The following is a 19,369-nucleotide window of genomic DNA, read 5'->3' as shown; positions in this document are numbered from 1 at the left end:
GCCATGACGTCCGCACTGTTTATTCCGGAGCTGGGCCAGTTGGCGATGATCCTCGCCCTGTGCTTCGCCATCGTCCAGGCCGTGGTGCCGTTGCTCGGCGCCTGGCGCGGCGACCGACTGTGGATGAGCCTGGCGCAACCGGCCGCCTGGGGCCAGTTTGCCTTTTTGGTGTTCGCGTTTGGCTGCCTGACCTACGCCTTTATGACCGACGACTTTTCCGTCGCCTATGTCGCCAATAACTCCAACAGCGCGCTGCCGTGGTACTACAAGTTCAGCGCCGTGTGGGGCGCCCACGAAGGTTCGTTGCTGCTGTGGGCCTTGATCCTTGGCGGCTGGACCTTTGCCGTATCGGTGTTCTCGCGCCAACTGCCGCAGGTCATGCTGGCCCGCGTGTTGGCGGTGATGGGCATGATCAGCATCGGCTTCCTGCTGTTTTTGATCATGACCTCCAACCCGTTCACGCGCATCCTGCCGCAGATCCCGATGGATGGGCATGACCTCAACCCCTTGTTGCAAGACATCGGCCTGATCGTGCACCCGCCGATGCTCTACATGGGCTACGTCGGTTTCTCCGTGGCCTTTGCGTTTGCCATCGCCGCCTTGCTCGGCGGGCGCCTCGATGCGGCCTGGGCGCGCTGGTCGCGGCCATGGACCATTGTGGCCTGGGCGTTCCTCGGTATCGGTATCACCCTCGGTTCGTGGTGGGCCTACTACGAACTCGGCTGGGGCGGCTGGTGGTTCTGGGACCCGGTGGAAAACGCCTCGTTCATGCCCTGGCTGGTGGGCACCGCGCTGATTCACTCGCTGGCCGTCACCGAAAAACGCGGCGTGTTCAAAAGCTGGACCGTGTTGCTGGCCATCGCCGCGTTTTCCCTCAGCCTGCTGGGTACTTTCCTGGTGCGTTCGGGCGTGTTGACCTCGGTGCATGCGTTTGCGTCCGACCCGGAGCGCGGCGTGTTCATCCTGATCTTCCTGCTGTTTGTAGTCGGCGGCTCGCTGACCCTGTTTGCGTTGCGCGCACCCGTGGTCAAGAGCCAGGTCGGCTTTAACCTGTGGTCGCGGGAAACCCTGCTGCTGGGCAATAACCTGGTGCTGGTGGTGGCCGCGTCGATGATCCTGCTCGGCACCCTGTACCCCTTGGTGCTGGACGCTTTGAGCGGCGCCAAGCTGTCCGTCGGGCCGCCGTACTTCAACGCGTTGTTTATCCCGTTGATGGGCCTGTTGATGGTGGTCATGGCCGTTGGTGTGCTGGTGCGCTGGAAAGACACGCCGGTCAAATGGCTGGCCGGCATGCTGATGCCGGTGCTGCTGGGCAGCGTGGCCCTGGCAGTGATCGCCGGGTTCGCCTACGGCGATTTCAATTGGGCGGTGCTTGCCACTTTCCTGCTGGCTGCCTGGGTATTGCTGGCCGGCGTGCGCGATATTTTCGACAAGACCCGTCACAAAGGCCTGATCAAAGGCTTGCCGACGTTGACCCGCAGCTACTGGGGCATGCAAGTCGCCCACATCGGCATCGCCGTGTGCGCCCTCGGCGTGGTGCTGTCCAGCCAGAACAGCGCCGAGCGCGACCTGCGCCTGGCGCCGGGTGAGTCCATGGACCTGGCCGGTTACCACTTCATCTTCGAAGGCGCCAAGCACTTCGAAGGCCCGAACTTCACGTCCGACAAAGGCACTGTTCGTGTCGTGCGCAACGGCAAGGAAGTGGCGGTGCTGCACCCGGAGAAACGCCTGTACACCGTGCAAAGCTCGATGATGACTGAAGCGGGTATCGACGCCGGTTTCACCCGTGACCTCTATGTGGCATTGGGTGAGCCGCTGGGCGACGGCGCCTGGGCGGTGCGCGTGCACGTCAAACCGTTTGTGCGCTGGATCTGGTTCGGCGGTTTGCTCACCGGTTTCGGCGGGTTGCTGGCCGCGCTGGACCGGCGTTATCGCGTCAAGGTCAAAAGCCGTGTGCGTGAAGCCCTCGGCCTGCAAGGAGCGGCGGCATGAAGCGTTGGTTGATGGTGTTGCCGCTGGCGGCCTTTCTGGTGATGGCAGTGTTTTTATACCGTGGCTTGTACCTGGACCCAGCCGAGTTGCCGTCGGCGATGATCGGCAAGCCATTCCCGGCGTTCAGCCTGAAGACGGTGCAGGGCGACAAGACTCTGACCCAGGCCGACCTGCTGGGTAAACCGGCGCTGGTCAATGTGTGGGGCACCTGGTGCATTTCCTGCCGCGTTGAACACCCGGTACTGAACAAACTGGCCGAGCAGGGCGTGGTGATCTACGGCATCAACTACAAGGACGACAATGCTGCCGCCTTGAAGTGGCTGGCCGAGTTCCATAACCCCTACCAGTTGGATATCCGCGATGAGGACGGCAACCTCGGTCTCAACCTCGGTGTATACGGCGCGCCGGAAACCTTCTTCATCGATGCCAAAGGCGTGATCCGCGACAAGTATGTTGGCGTGATCGACGAAGTGGTCTGGCGCGAGCAACTGGCCGCCAAGTACCAGGCACTGGTCGATGAGGCCAAGCCATGAAGCGTCTGTTAGCCGCTGCGGTTCTTGCACTTGGACTGGTTGGCGTCGCCCATGCGGCCATCGACACCTACGAGTTCGCCAAGGACGGTGACCGTGAGCGTTTTCGCGAATTGACCAAGGAACTGCGCTGCCCCAAGTGCCAGAACCAGGACATCGCCGACTCCAACGCCCCGATCGCCGCCGACCTGCGCAAAGAGATTTTCCGCATGCTGGGGGAGGGCAAGGACAACCAGCAGATCATCGACTTCATGGTCGACCGCTACGGTGATTTCGTGCGCTACAAACCGGCCCTTACCGGCAAGACTGCGTTGCTCTGGTTCGGCCCCGCTGGGCTGTTGCTGGCCGGCGTGGTGGTGATGGCCGTGATCGTGCGCCGTCGCCGCGCTGCGCCTACTGATGGTTCCGATGCGCTCTCCCCGGATGAACGCAAACGCCTCGACCAATTGCTGGACACCAAGACTGATGATTGATTTTTGGCTCGCAGCAGGGTTGCTGCTCCTGATTGCCCTGAGTTTTCTGTTGATCCCTGTACTGCGCGGCCGCCGTGCCCAGCGTGAAGAGGACCGCACCGCACTGAACGTGGCGCTCTACCAGGAACGCGTAGCCGAGCTGCAAGTGCAGCAGGACGAAGGCGTGCTGAATGCCGCCCAGCTCGACACCGGCCGCGCCGAGGCTGCGCGTGAGTTGCTGGCTGATACCGAAGGCGTGGAAAAGCCGCGTGAATCGCGCCTGGGCAAACCACTGCCGTTGTTGGCGGCGTTTCTCGTGCCGGTCCTGGGCGTTGCGCTGTACCTGCATTACGGGGCGAGCGACAAGGTCGAGCTGACCCGCGAATTCTCCCAGCCGCCGGTGTCGATGCAAGACATGACCCGCCGCCTGGAGCGCGCCGCCGCCGCCCAGCCGGACTCGGCGGAAGGCTTGTACTTCCTCGGTCGCGCTTACATGGCTCAGGACCGTTCCGCCGATGCCGCGAAAATCTTCGAGCGCACCGTCGCTCTCGCCGGTCGCCAGCCCGAACTGCTCGGCCAATGGGCCCAGGCGCAGTACTTTGCCGACAACAAACAATGGTCGCCCAAGGTGCAGGCGCTGACCGATGAAGCCTTGAAGCTCGACCCCAAGGAAGTCACCAGCCTTGGCCTGCTGGGTATCGCCGCCTTTGAAGGCCAGCGTTATCAGGAAGCCATCGATTACTGGAACCGCCTGTTGGCCCAGTTGCCAGCGCAAGACAACTCCCGTGTCGCGCTGCAAGGCGGTATTGACCGCGCGGCCGAGAAGCTCAAGGAAAGCGGTGGCACCGTCGCGGCAAAAACCGTGATGAAAGTCCGTGTGGACCTGGCACCTGATGTGAAGGCCAAAGCCCTGCCCACCGACAGCGTGTTCATCTTCGCCCGCGCCGTGAATGGCCCTCCGGCACCGTTGGCGGCCAAGCGTGTCACCGTGGCTGAACTGCCGGTTACCGTCGAACTGGGCGATGCGGACGCAATGATGCCGCAGTTGAAACTGTCGAACTTCCCCGAAGTCCAACTGGTTGCGCGCATATCCCGGGCCGGTCAGCCGACCACTGGCGAGTGGATCGGCCGCAGCCAACCTTTGGCCAGCACTACCACTGCGCTGCAGCAACTGACCATTGACACTCCGGACAAGTAAATCGAGGAAACGCCTATGACCGCATTTGCACGTATCACCTTACTCAGCCTGGTATTGGGGCTGAGCGCTTGTGCGGTCCATCGGCCTCCCGCACCCACTGGCCCGACCATCCCACCGTCTGGCCCGTCGACCCAACCGGGCACCAAGCCTTCCGGCCCGGTAACACCGCCGCCGAAACCTGTGCCAAGCAAATCGCCGACCTTCGCCCCTCCACCGGGCGCCGCCAGCCACTGGGACGGCAAGATGCAGGTGTATGTGCTGGACGAACAGCCCGACACCTTCTACCGCCAGCGCACCTACTACCGCTGGAGCAACGGCTGGAGCCGCTCCATCAGCCCGAACGGGCCGTGGGAAGACACCGACATACACGGCGTGCCGCCGGGGTTGAGCAAGCAATACGCGCAATAACAAAAGGCGACCTTTGAAAGGTCGCCTTTTTTATCACTCAACTTGAAATGCAATCCACTGTGGGAGCTGGCTTGCCAGCTCCCACAGTAGATCCCCTTTGATCGTTCGAATTTGATCGTTCCCACGCGCAGCAAAGGAATGCATGCGGTGACGCTCTGCGTCAGGCCCACTTCGGGACGCAGAGCGTCCCAGGCGGCATTCCCACGCAGAGCGTGGGAACGAGCATTACCTGACTTGAAACGCAATCCCCTGTGGGAGCTGGCTTGCCTGCGATAGCGGTACACCTGCTGGCTAGGTATTGCCTGGTCCACCGCTATCGCGGGCAAGCCCGCTCCCACAGTTTTGATCTCCATTTGATCTGAGATTTACGCCAGTTCTCGAACCTGGCGCGGCGCTCCGAGCCAGTGAATCACCCCAGCCAACAGTCCCAATACCACCCCAAATTCCACAATCCCCACCCAACCAAACTGCGCCATCAACCAGCCACTCACCGTTGCCCCAACCGCTCCACCCACAAAAGTCGCGGTCATATACAAACTGTTAATCCGCCCCTGGGCCTTGGGGTCCACCGCAAACGCCCGTGTCTGATTCGCCACCAACCCGGCCTGCACACCGATATCCAGCACAATCACCCCCAGCACCAGCAAGATCAATGACGTCTGCGCCCCCGCCAGCAGCAAGAACGCCAAGGTCACAATCCCCACGCTGGCGCCAATCACCTTGCGACAACCCAGCTTGTCCGCCGCCCGGCCGCCATACGACGCCGCGAACGCACCCACCGCGCCGATAATCCCGAAACCACCGGCCCAGGCACTGCCCAGCTGCCACGGCCCATTGGCGAGCAACCCGGCCAAATTCACCCAAAACGCGTTGAAGCATGCCCACAACAACGCCTGCACCAACATTGATTGCCGAATCGGGCTGTTATCGCGCATCAACGGCCACAGTGAAGCCAGCAGGCGAGGGTAGGACAGGTTCGTACTCGGCACGCCCGGCGGCAGTAGCCTGGCCGCGATAAACCACACCGGGATCATGAACGCTGCCTCCATGGCGTACACCGCCCGCCAGCCATACGCCTCACCGACCACACCACTGATGGTGCGGCCGAGCAAAATCCCCAACATGATCCCGCTGACCACCGTGCCCACATTGCGCCCGCGTTCGTGGGGCTGCGACATCACTGCCGCAAAGGGCACCAGTTGCTGCGGAACGCAACACACCACGCCCAGCCCGAACGAGGCGCCGATCAACGCCCAGATACTCGGCGCAAAAGCCGCCGCCAAGGCAAAGCAGAACGCCAGCGCAATCTGCCCGAGTACCAGCTTGCGCCGGTCAAAGCGGTCGCCCATGGGCAATAAAAACGCCAACCCGGTGGCAAACCCCAGCAAGGCTGCGCCTGCCACCAGGTTGACCGTCGACACTGCGACGCCCATGTCCGAGGCGATCAACGGCAGCACCGGCTGGGTGCAGTAAATGTTGGTGACCACCGCGCCGGCGATCACCGCCATCATGATGATCTTGCCTCGCGGCGGTGCATTCTCGGATGTCATGGCGTTTGCCTCATGTCGCTGGGGGATGAGTCGCCAACCTTACGCAGTCGCGTTTATGTCGATAATCCCCTAGGATCGGGAATCATCCTTCCAAAAATTGATAGGGCGTTATGAACCGTCTTGAATCGATGTCGGTGTTTGTTGCGGTGGTGGAGGCGGGCAGCCTGTCGGCGGCTGCGCGCCAGTTGGGCATGCCGCTGGCCACCGTCAGCCGTAAAGTCGCGGAACTGGAAGCTCACCTGAAATCCCGGCTGCTGCACCGCACCACGCGGCAGTTGTCGCTGACGGACGTGGGCGCTTCCTATCTGGCGGCGTGCCGGCGGATTCTCGAAGAGATCGGCGAAGCCGAACGGGCCGCCACCGGCGAATATGCCGTGCCCAAAGGCGAGCTCACGGTGACCGCGCCCATCGTGTTCGGGCGCCTGCATATCGTGCCGGTGGTGGCGGAGTTTCTGGCGCAATACCCCGAGATCAGCGTCAACCTGATGCTCACCGACCGCGTAGTACACCTGATGGAAGAACAGTGCGATGTGGCCGTGCGTATTGGTGACTTGCCGGACAGTTCGCTCAAGGCGCTGCAAGTCGGCACGGTGCGGCGGGTGGTGTGTGCCAGTCCCCACTATCTGCAAACCCATGGCGAACCGACCACGCCGCAGGCGCTGACGGACCACAGTTGCATCACCTTTGAAGTGCTGTCCTCGGTGGGCGCCTGGGTGTTTGGGGCGGGTAAAGCGCAACAGACCGTGCCCGTGCATTCGCGGCTGTCGGTAAACACGGCGGAAGCGGCGATCACGGCGGCAACACTGGGTGTTGGCGTGATTCGAGTGCTGTCGTATCAAGTGGCGGACGCAGTGCAAAAGGGTGATTTGCAGGTGGTGTTGCAGCCCTATGAATCAGCGGCATTGCCCATCAGCCTGGTGCATAAAGGGCAGGCGCCATTGCCGTTGAAAGTGCGCGCCTTCCTGGACTTCGTCACCCCGCGACTGCGCGTGCGTGACGCAAATATCCCCTGATGTACGCTCCCACACTAGATCGCCTCAGCCATCAGGCCACGGGACACTCCCGATTCAGCGCTTGATCCACCAACAACTGCGCAATCTCAACCATCTGCACCACCGCCAGCACCTGTTTGCGGCTTGAACCGTCCAAATGCTCGGCACAGTCATAGGCACACACCGTCGCCGATTCCAGCATCTCGCTGGCATTGCTCAAGGCAACTTCGGTACTGAGGCCGGGGCGGACGGTGAAGATGATGTTCTTTGTGGCTTGTGAGGTTTCATCCGGGGTAGACGATATTGGGTTAGGCGTTACTTTTTTCATACGGATACTCCGTGAGTTATGAAAAAAGCGCTCACTTCTGTGGGCGCTAAGGCGCCTGGATCATTCGGGCTTCCACACCCGGTCGTTGATTTTGCAACGACTCGAGAAGGTTAGCGGTGAGCTATGTTCGGACGCAACCCGAAATCTGTGTAGGGCATGTCCTAACAAGAGGGCTGCTAAGAAGAGAGAGCCATACGCAGGCTACCGATCGTTCCCACGCTCTGCGTGGGAATGCATCCCGTGACGCTCTGCGTCACCGTTGCGCAAACCTTCGCCTGCTTCGGGACGCAGAGCGTCCCAGGCGGCATTCCCACGCAGAGCGTGGGAACGATCGGTCAACACTGAATACCTTAAGGCAAGCCAATCCCCTGTGGCGAGCAGGGCAAGCCTGCTCGCCACAACAAGACCTCTCAGGGTCGCATCCAACCTTTCACAAAACCTTCATCAAACCGCCCCCCGCCAGTCATGTGCAAGTAATAGCACTGACACCTCCCGCGCCTACTGTCGTTTGAACTCAACCGCAGCCCTTGTGTGGCTGTTCAAACCAGACAGAGAAGCCCATGACTCACGCTATCCATGTCGATCACTTGAACAAGACCTTTGCGAAGAAGTCCGCATTGGTCGACCTCGAACTCACCATTGCCGCAGGTGAGATGGTCGCGCTGATTGGCGCTTCCGGTTCCGGCAAGTCCACATTGTTGCGCCATTTGGCGGGCCTGGCCTGTTGCGACAAGAGCAACGGTGGCAGCGTCAAGGTGTTGGGCCGGGAGGTGCAGGCCAGTGGGCGCTTGAATGGCAAGGTGCGGCGGTTGCGCGCAGACATCGGCTACATCTTCCAGCAGTTCAACCTGGTCAACCGCCTGAGCGTGCTCGACAACGTATTGCTCGGCTGCCTGGGCCGCATGCCGCGCTGGCGCGGCAACCTCGGTTTGTTCAATGCCGAGGAAAAGGCGTTTGCCCTCGAATCCCTCGCCCGTGTGGGTTTGGCCGATTTGGCCGGGCAGCGTGCTTCGACCTTGTCCGGCGGCCAGCAGCAGCGCGTGGCGATTGCCCGTGCATTGACCCAGCGCGCCGAAGTGATCCTCGCCGATGAGCCTATTGCCTCGCTGGACCCGGAGTCGGCGCGCAAGGTCATGGAGATCCTCGCCGACATCAACCGCCGCGACGGCAAGACCGTGGTGGTGACCCTGCATCAAGTCGATTACGCCATGCGTTATTGCCCGCGTGCCGTGGCCCTTAAAGGCGGCCGGATTCATTTCGACGGGCAGGGCAGCGCCATGAGCAGCCAGTTCCTCAACGATTTGTACGGTGCCGACGTCGACACCAGCCTGATGTTTTCCGACCACACCCGCACAGCCGTCGCCACGCCTCGGCTGGCCATGGCGCGCGCTTGAAACCCTACTCACGACCCACAGGAATCCCGTCCATGTTGAACCGTATCGGCCAAGTGTTTCTGTCTGCGGTGTTGCTGGCCGGCGCCGCCATGGGCAATGCCCAGGCTGCCGACAAAGCCATCAACTTCGGCATCATGTCCACCGAGTCTTCGCAGAACCTCAAGAGCATCTGGCAGCCGTTTTTGGATGACATGCACAAGAAAACAGGCCTGACCATCAACGCCACCTTCGCCTCCGACTACGCCGGTTTGATCCAGGGCATGCGCTTTAACAAGGTCGACGTGGCCTGGCTGGGCAACAAGGCGGCGATGGAAGCCGTGGACCGTTCCAACGGCGAGATCTTCGCCCAGACCGCCGCCGCCAACGGCGCCGCCGGTTACTGGAGCGTGCTGATCGTGCGCAAGGACAGCCCGATCAACAACGTCGACGACATGCTCAAGAACGCCAAGAACCTGACCTTCGGCAACGGTGACCCGAACTCCACCTCGGGCTACCTGGTGCCGGGCTACTACGTGTTCGCCAAGAACCATGTGGATGCCGCCACCGCGTTCAAACGCACGCTCAACTCCAGCCATGAAGTCAACGCACTCAGCGTCGCCAAGGGGCAGTTGGACGTGGCCACCTTCAACACCGAAAGCTGGGACCGCCTGGAAGTCACCCAGCCGGACAAAGCCGCAATGCTCAAGGTGATCTGGAAATCGCCGCTGATTCCGGCCGACCCGATGGTGTGGAGCAAGGCGCTGACGGACAGCGAGAAAACCAAGATCCGTGATTTCTTCGCCCACTACGGCGACACCGATGAAGAGAAGGCGGTGTTGAAGAACATGCAACTGGGCAAGTTCCTCGCCTCCAACGACGACCAGCTCTTGCCGATCCGCCAGTTGGAGCTGTTCAAGCAGCGCACCACCATCAGTGCCGACAACAAGCTTGAGGCAGCCGACAAGGCCAAGAAGCTCGCCGACATCGATGCTGACCTGGCCAAGCTGCAACAGCGCATCTCCGAGCTGGACAAGAAGACCGCAGCAAACGGCTAACCCCAGTAGGAACCGGATTCATGTGGGAGCGGGCTTGCCCGCGATTGCGGTGTATCAGCCAACAAATTTGTAACTGACAGACCGCTATCGCAGCGGTGCGGCGATCCGACAAGCCAGCTCCCACATTTTGATCGAGGACAACCATGACGACTTTACATGCTGAAGCGGTGGGTAAAAGAACCTGGCCGCAATACCTCGGCTGGGGCCTGTTCCTGGTCCTGCTGGCCTGGGCCTGGCACGGCGCCGAGATGAACCCGCTGGCGCTGTACCGCGATTCCGGAAATATGGCGACCTTCGCCGCCGACTTCTTCCCGCCCGACTTCCACGAATGGCGCTCCTACCTCAAGGAGATGATCGTCACCGTACAAATCGCCCTGTGGGGCACGGTGCTGGCCATCGTCTGCTCGGTGCCGCTGGGCATCTTGTGCGCCGACAACATCACCCCGTGGTGGGTCCATCAACCGCTGCGCCGCGTGATGGATGCGTTCCGCTCCATCAATGAAATGGTCTTCGCGATGTTGTTCGTGGTCGCCGTCGGCCTCGGTCCGTTTGCCGGTGTATTGGCCTTGTGGATCAGCACCACCGGCGTGCTCGCCAAGCTGTTTGCCGAAGCCGTCGAGGCCATCGACCCCGGCCCGGTAGAAGGCGTGCGAGCCACCGGCGCGAGTGCTTTGCAGGAGGTGATCTACGGCGTGATCCCGCAGGTCATGCCGCTGTGGGTGAGCTACGCGCTGTACCGCTTCGAAGCCAATGTGCGTTCGGCAACCGTAGTGGGCATGGTCGGCGCCGGCGGGATCGGCGTGATCCTCTGGGAAAACATTCGCGCTTTCCAGTTCGTACAAACCTGCGCGGTGCTGCTGGTGATCATCGTGGTGGTGAGCTGTATCGACGTGCTGTCCCAACGCCTGCGCAAGCAGTTCATCTGACGCCTGAGGGGTGCCCGCGCGGCGCTTTTTTTAAGCATGCAGTTGTCTAGACAAGATGAGCCGGTGTACCGCGAACTCGCGGATATCCTGCGCCGTGAATTGAGCAGCTACCAGGCCGGTGACTTCCTGCCCGGCGAGGTGCACATGGCCGAGCGCTTTGGCGTCAACCGCCACACCTTGCGCCGCGCCATCGACGAGTTGGTGTTCGAAGGCAGCCTGCTGCGCCGTCAGGGCAAGGGCACCCAGGTGCTCGACCGCCCGCTGATTTACTCGATGGGCGCCGAGACCTCCTACAGCCAATCGCTGTCGGCCCAGGGCGTCGGCGTGCAGGCGGTGTTGCTCAAGCGCCGCTATTGCTACGCCAGCCGCGACGAAGCCGAGCATTTGGGCATCGCCGAGATGGCCCCGATGATCGAGCTGCAAACCCTGCGCAAGCTTGATCACCAGCCCGTCAGCCTGATCCGTCATCGCTACTGCGCCAGCCGTGCGCCATTGCTGGCCGATTACAACGGCGGCTCTCTGCGCCAGTACCTGCGTGAACGAGCGCTGCCGCTGACCCGCACCCAAAGCCTGATCGGTGCGCGTTTGCCCAACCGTGATGAAGCCGCGCTGCTGATGATGCCTCGGCACTTGCCGGCCCTCACGGTGTTTACCCTTTCCTGCGATCGCGATGGCCGCCCGGTGGAGCTGGCGCAGTCCACCAGCCGTTCGGATCGCTTCCAGTACCAAGTGGTGACTTGAATGATGAGTGTGTCCCCGCGACAACATTGGATCGGCGTATTAGCCCGCGCCCAGCTCAATGAACTGCAACCCTTTGAGGCCGCCTTGAAGGACGCCGAATACCAACTGATCCGCGCCCCGGAAATCGGCATGACCCTGGTACGCGGGCGCATGGGCGGTGACGGCGCAGCCTTCAACGTCGGCGAAATGAGCGTGACCCGCTGCGTGGTGCGCCTGGCCGACGGCCGCACCGGCTACAGCTACCTGGCCGGGCGCGACAAGCTGCATGCCGAGTTGGCCGCGTTGGCGGACGCCCATCTGCAAGGCACGCAACCGAGCCTGTGGCTCAGCGACTTGATCACCTCCCTGGCCACTGCCCAGGCCCAGCGCCGTGCGCAAAAAGAAGCTGACACCGCTGCCACCAAGGTCGAGTTCTTCACCCTGGTGCGAGGAGAAAACTGATGAACGCTCACCTGTTGCAACCGGCGTTTGTCGAGCCGGTGCTGGATGCCCAACGCGGTTTTCGTGCGGCCCTCAAGGCGCTGGCCGAACCCGGTTTGATCCAGCATCTGCCGTCCGCGCCACGCCTCGACGGCCTGGCGCCGGCTACTTACGCGCTGTGCCTGGCCCTGCTGGATATGGACACGCCGCTGTGGCTGGCGCCGAGCTTCGACACGCCATTGATCCGCGCCAACCTGGCCTTCCACTGCGGTTGCCCGCTCACCGATAAACGCGAAGACGCGGTGTTCGCGCTGCTCGGCGAGCAAGACCTGCTCGACCTCGGCGGCTTCGACCACGGCAACGACCGTTACCCGGATCAGTCCTGCACCTTGCTCGTGCAGCTTACCGACCTGGAATCCGGTCGCGGCCTGCACTGGCGCGGCCCAGGGATCAAAACCCAGCGCCTGGTCAACCTGCCGGTGCCGCAAGCCTTCTGGCAAGAGCGCCAACGCCGTGAAGCTTTCCCGCGTGGCCTGGACCTGGTGTTCACCGCCGGCCACCACCTGATCGGCCTGCCGCGCAGCAGCCGTATTGCACAGGAGCACGCCTGATGTACGTAGCCGTCAAAGGTGGCGAACAGGCCATCGACAATGCCCACCGCCTGCTGGCAAAAAAACGTCGGGGCGATACCGCCATTCCTGAACTCAGCGTGAGGCAAATCCGCGAGCAATTGCCGCTGGCGGTGGCGCGGGTGATGACCGAAGGCTCGTTGTTCGACGAAGAGCTGGCTGCGCTGGCGATCAAGCAGTCAGCAGGGGATTTGGTCGAGGCGATCTTCCTGCTGCGCGCCTACCGCACCACGCTGCCGCGCTTCAGCCCGAGCCTGCCGATTGATACGTCGCAGATGTGCTTGAGCCGACGTTTGTCGGCCACGTTCAAGGACGTGCCCGGCGGCCAACTGCTCGGCCCGACCTTCGACTACACCCACCGCCTGCTGGATTTTTCGCTGCTGGCCGAAGGTCAATACCCAGGCCCGCAGACCACGACGGACGCGCAGATTGACGCCTGCCCACGGGTGCTCGGTTTGCTTGCCAAAGAAGGCCTGATCAAGCACGAAGCCGACGACAACGCCAGCGTCGCCGACATCACCCGCGACCCGTTGGAATACCCGGCCAGCCGCGCCGAGCGCCTGCAAGCCCTGGCCCGTGGCGACGAGGGTTTTCTGCTGGCGCTGGGCTACTCGACCCAACGCGGTTACGGCCGCAACCACCCGTTTGCCGGTGAGATTCGCATCGGCGACGTCGAAGTGTGGATCGACCCCGAAGAGTTGGGCTTTCCCATCTGCCTGGGCAGCATCGAAGTCACCGAGTGCGAGATGGTCAACCAGTTTGTCGGCTCGGCCACTGAGCTTGCGCAGTTCACCCGTGGTTACGGCCTGGCGTTCGGGCATGCGGAGCGCAAGGCCATGGGCATGGCGCTGGTCGACCGCTCGCTGCGCGCCGGGGAATACAACGAAGAAATCATCTCACCGGCCCAGCGCGAAGAGTTTGTGCTGGCCCATTGCGACAACGTCGAGGCGGCGGGGTTTGTCTCGCACCTCAAATTGCCTCACTACGTGGACTTCCAGTCCGAGCTGGAACTGATCCGCAAACTGCGCCAACCGGCCGAGGGCAGCCGCCATGAATGACTTGACCCTACCGGCTGTGCGCGACCCGGCGTACAACTTCGCCTACCTCGACGAACAGACCAAACGCATGATCCGCCGCGCCTTGCTCAAGGCCGTGGCGATTCCCGGTTACCAAGTGCCGTTTGGCGGCCGCGAAATGCCATTGCCTTACGGCTGGGGCACCGGCGGCATGCAATTGACCGCCGCGATCCTCGGTGATGATGACGTGCTCAAGGTGATCGACCAGGGCGCCGACGACACCACCAATGCCGTGTCGATCCGGCGCTTTTTCGCCCGCACGGCGGGGGTTGCCACCACTGAAGCGACGCCCGACGCCAGCGTGATCCAGACCCGCCACCGCATCCCGGAAACGGCGCTGCAGGCCGGTCAGATCATGGTTTACCAAGTGCCGATCCCCGAGCCGCTGCGCTTTATCGAACCCTCGGAAACCGAGACCCGCACCATGCACGCCCTCAACGACTACGGGGTGATGCACGTCAAACTCTACGAAGACATCGCCACCTTCGGCCATATCGCCACCAGCTACGCCTACCCGGTGATGGTCGATGAGCGCTACGTGATGGACCCGTCGCCGATCCCCAAATTCGACAACCCCAAACTCGACATGAGCCCGGCGTTGATGCTGTTCGGCGCCGGTCGCGAAAAGCGCCTGTACGCGGTGCCGCCGTACACCCGGGTCACCAGCCTGGACTTCGAAGACCATCCGTTCGAAGTGCAGCAGTGGGAACACAACTGCGCCATCTGCGGCAGCCACGATTCCTTCCTTGATGAGCTGATTCTCGACGACGCGGGAACCCAGAGTTTTGTGTGTTCCGACACCTGGTATTGCGCCCAACGGGTCAAGGAGAACAACCAGTGAGCCAGCCTTTGCTTCAAGTACGTGACCTGTCGTTGCTGTACGGCCCGGAGAAGGGTTGCCAGGGCGTGAGCTTTGATCTTTACCCTGGCGAAGTGCTGGGAATTGTCGGCGAATCCGGCTCAGGTAAATCCACCTTGCTCTCGCTGCTGAGCGGGCGTTTGCCGCCGCAAGCGGGCAGCATCGGCTACCGCAGCAAGGACGGCGAATGGCTGGATTTGTACAGCGCCAGTGAAGCCGAGCGCCGCACCTTGCTGCGCACCGAGTGGGGCTTTGTCGAGCAGAACCCACGGGACGGCCTGCGCATGGGCGTGTCGGCCGGTGCCAACATCGGCGAACGCCTGATGGCCCAAGGCGTGCGCAACTACGCGCAACTGCGCGGCGCCGGTCTGGATTGGCTCGGCCAGGTGGAAATCGACCCGCAGCGCATCGACGACTTGCCGCGCACCTTCTCGGGCGGCATGCAGCAGCGTCTGCAAATCGCCCGCAACCTCGTCTCCAGCCCGCGCCTGGTATTCATGGATGAACCCACCGGCGGCCTGGATGTGTCGGTGCAAGCGCGCCTGCTCGACCTGTTGCGCGGCCTGGTACGTGAGCTGGATTTGGCGGTGGTGATCGTCACCCACGACCTGGCCGTTGCGCGTTTGCTCGCCGACCGCCTGATGGTGATGCGCCGCTCGCACGTGGTGGAAACCGGGCTCACTGACCAGATCCTCGACGATCCACAGCACCCTTACTCTCAACTGCTGGTGTCTTCGGTATTGCAGCCATGATGAATGCCTTGATCGAGGTCCGTGACCTCTCGAAAACCTTCACCCTGCATCAGCAACACGGCGTGGTGCTTAACGTGTTGCGCGGTGTGGCGTTCAGTGTGCAGGGCGGTGAGTGCCTGGTGCTGCATGGCCAGTCCGGCGCGGGTAAAAGCACCTTGCTGCGCACCCTGTACGGCAACTACCTGCCGGCGGGCGGCAGTATTCGTGTGCAGCATGCCGGTGAGTGGCTGGAGCTGGTCGGCGCCGAGCCGCGTGACATTCTTCAGGTGCGTCAGCAGACCCTCGGTTACGTCAGCCAGTTTCTGCGCGTCATCCCCCGCGTGGCCTGCCTGGACGTGGTGATGGAGCCGGCCCTGGCGCGTGGCTGGCCGAAGGCCGATGCACAGGCCCGCGCCGAACAGCTGCTCACGCGCCTGAACATCCCGCAGCGCTTGTGGCAACTGGCGCCCGGCACGTTCTCCGGTGGCGAACAACAGCGCGTCAACATCGCTCGGGGCTTCATGGTCGCCTGGCCGGTGATGTTGCTGGACGAACCTACCGCGTCCCTGGACGACAGCAACCGCCAGGTGGTGCTGGAACTGATGAACGAAGCCAAGGCCGCCGGCGCGGCGCTGATCGGCATCTTCCACGACCGCGCCGCCCGTGAAGCGGTCGCCGACCGCCATTTCGACATGACCCCATCGCCCGTCGCCCAAGAGGAATACGCCCATGCCCGCTGAACAGATCCTCACCCATGCCCAGGTCGTCACGGCGGAGCGCATGTTCCAGGGCACGGTGGTGCTGCGCGATGGCAAGATTGTCGACCTCGCCGAAGGCCGCAGCCAGTTGCCCCAGGCTCAGGACCTGGGCGGCGATTGCCTGCTGCCGGGCCTGGTGGAGCTGCACACCGACAACCTGGAAAAACACATGACCCCGCGCCCAGGCGTGGATTGGCCGTCGATCTCGGCGGTGCTCAGCCATGATGCGCAAATCATCGCGGCGGGGATCACTACAGTGTTCGACGCGGTGTCCATCGGCGATGTGAACCCCAAGGGCAACCGCATGAAAAAGCTGCCGGCGATGCTCGACGCGATCGCCCAGGCTGAAGACGCCGGCCTGACCCGCGCCGAACACCACCTGCACCTGCGCTGCGAGCTGTGCCACCCGGACACCCTCAGCGTGTTCCGCGACCTGGTGGAAAACCCGCTGGTGCGCCTGGTGTCGGTGATGGACCATTCGCCGGGCCAGCGACAGTTCGTGCTCGAATCCAAGTACCGTGAGTACTACATGGGCAAGTACCACCTCAACGACGAAACCATGGACGCGTTTATCGTGCTGCAAATGGCCAATTCCAAGCAATATAGCGACCGCTATCGCGCCGCCATTGTTGCGCATTGCCTGGAACGCGGCCTGTCGGTGGCCAGCCATGACGACGCGACGCTGGCGCATGTGGAGGAGTCGGCGGGCTATGGCATGACCATTGCTGAATTCCCCACCACACTTGAGGCGGCCAAGGGCTGCCAGGCGCTGAACATGAAAGTGCTGATGGGCGCGCCGAACGTGGTGCGCGGAGGGTCGCACTCGGGTAATGTGGCCGCCGCCGGTCTGGCTGCCGAAGGATTGCTGGATATACTTTCCAGTGACTACTACCCGGCCAGCCTGTTGCAGGCGGCCTTTGTTCTGGCCGATCAACAGGATGGCGGCGACCTGTCGCGGGCCGTCAAGATGATCAGCCTGGCGCCTGCACAAGCGGCGGGCCTCAATGATCGGGGTGAAATTGCCATTGGCCTGCGAGCGGATTTGGTGCAAGCCCGCCGCTGCGAGGGGCTTCCTGTGGTGCAACAAGTCTGGCGACAAGCGAAGAGGGTGTTTTGATGGCAGGCAGGTTGATCTATCTCATCGGGCCATCCGGTTCGGGCAAGGACAGCCTGCTGGATGCCGCACGCCCACGCTTGGCCGAGCGCGGCTGCCGCATTGTGCGCCGGGTGATCACCCGCTCGCCGGAAGCGGTGGGCGAGGCCGCACAAGGGGTGAGCCCGGAACAGTTCGCCGCGATGCAGGCCGAGGGCGCGTTTGCCCTCAGTTGGCAGGCTAATGGGTTGTGGTATGGCATTCCCAAGGCCATCGACGAATGGCTGGCGGCGGGGGACGATGTGCTGGTCAATGGTTCGCGTGCGCACCTGGCACAAACCCGCGAGCGCTATCCGAGCTTGCTGGTATTGCTGTTGACGGTGGATCAGGCCGTATTGCGCCAGCGCCTGATGGCGCGCGGGCGCGAGTCCCAGGCCGATATCGAGGAACGCCTGGCGCGCAATGCGCGGTTCACCGCCGATTTGATCGCAGGCAATGGCGCCGGCTTGTTTGTGCTCGACAATTCCGGCCCGCTGGAAAACACCGTCGAGCGCTTGCTGTGCTGCCTCGATCACGGACACACGGCATGCGCCTGACCTTACTGGGCACCGGTGACGCGCGGCAAGTCCCGGTGTATGGCTGCGAGTGCGCGGCGTGCGGTTTGGCGCGCACCGATGCCAGCCTGCGCCGCCGCCCGTGCAGCGCGTTGATCGAGTGCGGCGAGCAGCGCTGGTTGATCGACAGCGGCTTGCCCGACCTCTGCGAACGCTTCCCGCCGCGCAGTTTTAATGGGATTTTGCAGACGCACTATCATGCCGATCACGCTCAGGGTTTGTTGCACCTGCGTTGGGGCCAGGGCTTGATCATTCCGGTACACGGCCCCGCCGACCCGGAGGGTTTGTCCGACCTTTACAAACATCCGGGCATCCTCGATTTCAGCCAGCCGTTTGCCGAGTTCGAAACACGGCAGTTTGGTGAGCTGAGCGTCACTGCATTGCCGTTGCAACATTCAAAACCGACCTTGGGTTATCTGCTGGAAGGCGAGGGGCGGCGCATCGCCTACCTCACCGACACGGTGGGTTTGCCGCCGGCCACGCTGGCCTGGTTGCAACGGCAGCCGTTGGACGTGTTGGTGCTCGACTGCTCCATGCCGCCGCAGCCGCAAGCGCCGCGTAACCACAATGACCTGACGTTGGCGTTGCAGAGCATTGAGGAGACGGGTGCGCAGTTGGGTGTTTTGACCCATGTGGGGCACACCTTGGATGCGTGGCTACTGGAGCACCGACGCGAGTTGCCACGGCATGTGACGGTGGCCTGGGATGGCCGGATTATTTGAACACCGCATAACCCTGTGGGAGCTGGCTTGCCTGCGATGGCATCAACTCGGTGTGCCTGATGTGCAGAGGTGTCTGCATCGCAGGCAAGCCAGCTCCCACATTTAGACTGTGTTGCATCAGGTAGATAGGCTTTTGCTTTGCACTTGATCTGGCTCTTGCTTCAACCACTCGACTCCAAAGCGCGCTGCAAACGCCTTGCGCCCATTGGCGGTGACCCCCAGCGCGCGGCTGTCCAGATCCTGAGTCACCCACCCACGACGAATCACGCACTGCAAGACCGCTGCGCCCAATGCCCCGGCCAAATGCGGGCGGCGCATGCTCCAGTCCAGGCAGGCACAGGCGAAACGCCGACGTTGCGCGCGTAACGCAGGCATATTCAGCCCCAACGCGATCATTGCGGTTTCGCCGGGGGCCGTCAGTGCATAGGTGCCGTCGCCAACCAGCCAACCAGAGGCGATGAAATGGTCGTGCAGGTGCACCGCCAGCGTGCCGGCCATGTGGTCGTAGCAGGTGCGTGCGAGCTGCAGGCGGTTGGGCGTGCTGGGGACAAATGCCTGGGCGGTGTTGCGGCTGATCACCATCAACCCTTCGATGGCCTGGGCCACGTGTGCGCCGGCGAGGCTGTAGTAGCGGTGTCGGCCCTGGGTGTGCAGCTTGAGCAGGCCATCGTCCTTGAGCCTGGCCAAGTGGGCGCTGGCCGTCGAGGTGCTGACGCCGGCAATCACGGCCATCTCGGTACTGGTGCGCGCATGGCCATCCATCAGCGCGCAGAGCATTTTTGTGCGCGCAGGCTCTGCTATCGCACCGGCGATTTGTGAGAGTGCCGCGTCATCATCAAAGGCGTTCATATTTCGTTCCTGAACGAATCATTGCCGCGTGGGAGGGCCGATAGTAACGCTTCTTTAAGCACAGGACGTCCCG

General features: G+C 62.6%; 22 protein-coding genes. 19 read left to right on the top strand and 3 right to left on the bottom strand.

All coding sequences use genetic code 11. The features are described 5' to 3' along the window. Nucleotides 1–3 precede the first annotated feature (3 nt). The 5 genes from HX790_RS02130 to HX790_RS02110 are packed head-to-tail and all read left to right on the top strand — an operon-like array spanning nucleotide 4 to nucleotide 4,580. Entirely contained in the window at nucleotides 4–1,992 is a 1,989-nt protein-coding gene (locus HX790_RS02130; protein ID WP_017136198.1) for a heme lyase CcmF/NrfE family subunit, read from the top strand. Next, nucleotides 1,989–2,525: a DsbE family thiol:disulfide interchange protein gene (locus HX790_RS02125; RefSeq protein WP_017136199.1), complete on the top strand. Its 537-nt coding sequence runs from the start codon at nucleotides 1,989–1,991 to the stop codon at nucleotides 2,523–2,525. Before HX790_RS02130 ends, HX790_RS02125 begins: the two co-directional genes overlap by 4 nt. Continuing rightward, a complete protein-coding gene (locus tag HX790_RS02120; RefSeq protein ID WP_017136200.1) occupies nucleotides 2,522–2,995 on the top strand; it encodes a cytochrome c-type biogenesis protein in 474 nt (157 codons plus the stop codon). Before HX790_RS02125 ends, HX790_RS02120 begins: the two co-directional genes overlap by 4 nt. Beyond that, nucleotides 2,988–4,172 carry a c-type cytochrome biogenesis protein CcmI gene (gene ccmI, locus HX790_RS02115; protein WP_017136201.1) on the top strand — a complete coding sequence of 395 codons (1,185 nt, stop codon included), beginning with the start codon at nucleotides 2,988–2,990 and terminating at the stop codon, nucleotides 4,170–4,172. The genes HX790_RS02120 and ccmI overlap by 8 nt, the downstream gene beginning before the upstream one ends. A 15-nt stretch (nucleotides 4,173–4,187) precedes the next feature. Further along, nucleotides 4,188–4,580, top strand: a complete 393-nt coding sequence (locus HX790_RS02110) for a hypothetical protein (protein WP_017136202.1) — start codon at nucleotides 4,188–4,190, stop codon at nucleotides 4,578–4,580. Between the two features lie 365 nt (nucleotides 4,581–4,945). On the opposite strand, the gene HX790_RS02105 is transcribed toward HX790_RS02110, so the two are convergent. Continuing rightward, nucleotides 4,946–6,130 (bottom strand): MFS transporter, encoded by a 1,185-nt coding sequence (locus HX790_RS02105; protein ID WP_176991181.1) that lies wholly within the window; start codon nucleotides 6,128–6,130, stop codon nucleotides 4,946–4,948. A 110-nt stretch (nucleotides 6,131–6,240) separates the two neighbouring features. On the opposite strand from HX790_RS02105, the gene HX790_RS02100 reads away from it, so the two are divergent. Further along, entirely contained in the window at nucleotides 6,241–7,143 is a 903-nt protein-coding gene (locus HX790_RS02100; RefSeq protein WP_138454164.1) for a LysR family transcriptional regulator, read from the top strand. Between the two features lie 31 nt (nucleotides 7,144–7,174). Here the strand turns inward: HX790_RS02100 and HX790_RS02095 are convergent, their stop codons facing one another. Continuing rightward, complete coding sequence (locus HX790_RS02095) at nucleotides 7,175–7,450, bottom strand: DUF6124 family protein (protein ID WP_138454414.1); 276 nt, start codon at nucleotides 7,448–7,450, stop codon at nucleotides 7,175–7,177. A 560-nt stretch (nucleotides 7,451–8,010) separates the two neighbouring features. On the opposite strand from HX790_RS02095, the gene phnC reads away from it, so the two are divergent. From phnC to phnP, 13 genes are all read left to right on the top strand, one after another. After that, nucleotides 8,011–8,844, top strand: coding sequence for a phosphonate ABC transporter ATP-binding protein (phnC, locus tag HX790_RS02090; protein ID WP_017136206.1), 834 nt, complete (start codon nucleotides 8,011–8,013; stop codon nucleotides 8,842–8,844). A 32-nt stretch (nucleotides 8,845–8,876) separates the two neighbouring features. Continuing rightward, entirely contained in the window at nucleotides 8,877–9,878 is a 1,002-nt protein-coding gene (gene phnD, locus HX790_RS02085; protein ID WP_017136207.1) for a phosphonate ABC transporter substrate-binding protein, read from the top strand. A 143-nt stretch (nucleotides 9,879–10,021) separates the two neighbouring features. After that, on the top strand, nucleotides 10,022–10,804 hold the full coding sequence (phnE, locus tag HX790_RS02080) for a phosphonate ABC transporter, permease protein PhnE (RefSeq protein ID WP_017136208.1): 783 nt from the start codon (nucleotides 10,022–10,024) through the stop codon (nucleotides 10,802–10,804). Between the two features lie 36 nt (nucleotides 10,805–10,840). Next, complete coding sequence (gene phnF / locus HX790_RS02075) at nucleotides 10,841–11,545, top strand: phosphonate metabolism transcriptional regulator PhnF (protein WP_169985717.1); 705 nt, start codon at nucleotides 10,841–10,843, stop codon at nucleotides 11,543–11,545. Between the two features lie 3 nt (nucleotides 11,546–11,548). After that, nucleotides 11,549–11,986, top strand: coding sequence for a phosphonate C-P lyase system protein PhnG (phnG, locus tag HX790_RS02070; protein ID WP_138451749.1), 438 nt, complete (start codon nucleotides 11,549–11,551; stop codon nucleotides 11,984–11,986). After that, entirely contained in the window at nucleotides 11,986–12,576 is a 591-nt protein-coding gene (gene phnH / locus HX790_RS02065; RefSeq protein WP_138451751.1) for a phosphonate C-P lyase system protein PhnH, read from the top strand. Before phnG ends, phnH begins: the two co-directional genes overlap by 1 nt. Then, a complete protein-coding gene (locus tag HX790_RS02060) occupies nucleotides 12,576–13,652 on the top strand; it encodes a carbon-phosphorus lyase complex subunit PhnI (RefSeq protein ID WP_176991180.1) in 1,077 nt (358 codons plus the stop codon). Before phnH ends, HX790_RS02060 begins: the two co-directional genes overlap by 1 nt. Next, nucleotides 13,645–14,511, top strand: a complete 867-nt coding sequence (locus tag HX790_RS02055) for an alpha-D-ribose 1-methylphosphonate 5-phosphate C-P-lyase PhnJ (protein WP_017136213.1) — start codon at nucleotides 13,645–13,647, stop codon at nucleotides 14,509–14,511. Before HX790_RS02060 ends, HX790_RS02055 begins: the two co-directional genes overlap by 8 nt. After that, nucleotides 14,472–15,281 carry a phosphonate C-P lyase system protein PhnK gene (gene phnK, locus HX790_RS02050; RefSeq protein WP_171045849.1) on the top strand — a complete coding sequence of 270 codons (810 nt, stop codon included), beginning with the start codon at nucleotides 14,472–14,474 and terminating at the stop codon, nucleotides 15,279–15,281. Before HX790_RS02055 ends, phnK begins: the two co-directional genes overlap by 40 nt. Further along, the gene (gene phnL, locus HX790_RS02045; RefSeq protein WP_017136215.1) at nucleotides 15,281–16,000 is read left to right on the top strand and encodes a phosphonate C-P lyase system protein PhnL; all 720 of its coding nucleotides are present in this window, start codon (nucleotides 15,281–15,283) and stop codon (nucleotides 15,998–16,000) included. Before phnK ends, phnL begins: the two co-directional genes overlap by 1 nt. Continuing rightward, on the top strand, nucleotides 15,990–17,135 hold the full coding sequence (locus tag HX790_RS02040; RefSeq protein ID WP_017136216.1) for an alpha-D-ribose 1-methylphosphonate 5-triphosphate diphosphatase: 1,146 nt from the start codon (nucleotides 15,990–15,992) through the stop codon (nucleotides 17,133–17,135). The genes phnL and HX790_RS02040 overlap by 11 nt, the downstream gene beginning before the upstream one ends. After that, on the top strand, nucleotides 17,135–17,707 hold the full coding sequence (phnN, locus tag HX790_RS02035; RefSeq protein ID WP_169985727.1) for a phosphonate metabolism protein/1,5-bisphosphokinase (PRPP-forming) PhnN: 573 nt from the start codon (nucleotides 17,135–17,137) through the stop codon (nucleotides 17,705–17,707). The genes HX790_RS02040 and phnN overlap by 1 nt, the downstream gene beginning before the upstream one ends. Next, entirely contained in the window at nucleotides 17,698–18,447 is a 750-nt protein-coding gene (gene phnP / locus HX790_RS02030; RefSeq protein ID WP_176991179.1) for a phosphonate metabolism protein PhnP, read from the top strand. The genes phnN and phnP overlap by 10 nt, the downstream gene beginning before the upstream one ends. A 117-nt stretch (nucleotides 18,448–18,564) precedes the next feature. Here phnP and HX790_RS02025 read toward each other — a convergent pair whose 3' ends face one another. Beyond that, entirely contained in the window at nucleotides 18,565–19,296 is a 732-nt protein-coding gene (locus HX790_RS02025; protein ID WP_176991178.1) for a helix-turn-helix transcriptional regulator, read from the bottom strand. Nucleotides 19,297–19,369 lie beyond the last annotated feature (73 nt).

The organism is Pseudomonas sp. IPO3747 (assembly GCF_013385245.1).
In the GTDB taxonomy this organism is placed as follows: domain Bacteria; phylum Pseudomonadota; class Gammaproteobacteria; order Pseudomonadales; family Pseudomonadaceae; genus Aquipseudomonas; species Aquipseudomonas edaphica.
Note: the sequence above shows the minus strand (reverse complement) of the source record. Positions and strands in the feature narration are given on the sequence as shown.

Coding starts and splice junctions, on each gene's coding strand:
- phnP (WP_176991179.1), top strand. CDS start 17,698: ATGCGCCTGACCTTACTGGGCACCGGTGACGCGCGGCAAGTCCCGGTG.
- HX790_RS02025 (WP_176991178.1), bottom strand. CDS start 19,296: ATGAACGCCTTTGATGATGACGCGGCACTCTCACAAATCGCCGGTGCG.
- phnH (WP_138451751.1), top strand. CDS start 11,986: ATGAACGCTCACCTGTTGCAACCGGCGTTTGTCGAGCCGGTGCTGGAT.
- HX790_RS02105 (WP_176991181.1), bottom strand. CDS start 6,130: ATGACATCCGAGAATGCACCGCCGCGAGGCAAGATCATCATGATGGCG.
- HX790_RS02055 (WP_017136213.1), top strand. CDS start 13,645: ATGAATGACTTGACCCTACCGGCTGTGCGCGACCCGGCGTACAACTTC.
- HX790_RS02120 (WP_017136200.1), top strand. CDS start 2,522: ATGAAGCGTCTGTTAGCCGCTGCGGTTCTTGCACTTGGACTGGTTGGC.
- phnG (WP_138451749.1), top strand. CDS start 11,549: ATGAGTGTGTCCCCGCGACAACATTGGATCGGCGTATTAGCCCGCGCC.
- ccmI (WP_017136201.1), top strand. CDS start 2,988: ATGATTGATTTTTGGCTCGCAGCAGGGTTGCTGCTCCTGATTGCCCTG.
- HX790_RS02060 (WP_176991180.1), top strand. CDS start 12,576: ATGTACGTAGCCGTCAAAGGTGGCGAACAGGCCATCGACAATGCCCAC.
- HX790_RS02130 (WP_017136198.1), top strand. CDS start 4: ATGACGTCCGCACTGTTTATTCCGGAGCTGGGCCAGTTGGCGATGATC.
- HX790_RS02040 (WP_017136216.1), top strand. CDS start 15,990: ATGCCCGCTGAACAGATCCTCACCCATGCCCAGGTCGTCACGGCGGAG.
- HX790_RS02110 (WP_017136202.1), top strand. CDS start 4,188: ATGACCGCATTTGCACGTATCACCTTACTCAGCCTGGTATTGGGGCTG.
- phnE (WP_017136208.1), top strand. CDS start 10,022: ATGACGACTTTACATGCTGAAGCGGTGGGTAAAAGAACCTGGCCGCAA.
- phnN (WP_169985727.1), top strand. CDS start 17,135: ATGGCAGGCAGGTTGATCTATCTCATCGGGCCATCCGGTTCGGGCAAG.
- phnC (WP_017136206.1), top strand. CDS start 8,011: ATGACTCACGCTATCCATGTCGATCACTTGAACAAGACCTTTGCGAAG.
- phnD (WP_017136207.1), top strand. CDS start 8,877: ATGTTGAACCGTATCGGCCAAGTGTTTCTGTCTGCGGTGTTGCTGGCC.
- phnF (WP_169985717.1), top strand. CDS start 10,841: ATGCAGTTGTCTAGACAAGATGAGCCGGTGTACCGCGAACTCGCGGAT.
- HX790_RS02125 (WP_017136199.1), top strand. CDS start 1,989: ATGAAGCGTTGGTTGATGGTGTTGCCGCTGGCGGCCTTTCTGGTGATG.
- HX790_RS02100 (WP_138454164.1), top strand. CDS start 6,241: ATGAACCGTCTTGAATCGATGTCGGTGTTTGTTGCGGTGGTGGAGGCG.
- HX790_RS02095 (WP_138454414.1), bottom strand. CDS start 7,450: ATGAAAAAAGTAACGCCTAACCCAATATCGTCTACCCCGGATGAAACC.
- phnL (WP_017136215.1), top strand. CDS start 15,281: ATGAATGCCTTGATCGAGGTCCGTGACCTCTCGAAAACCTTCACCCTG.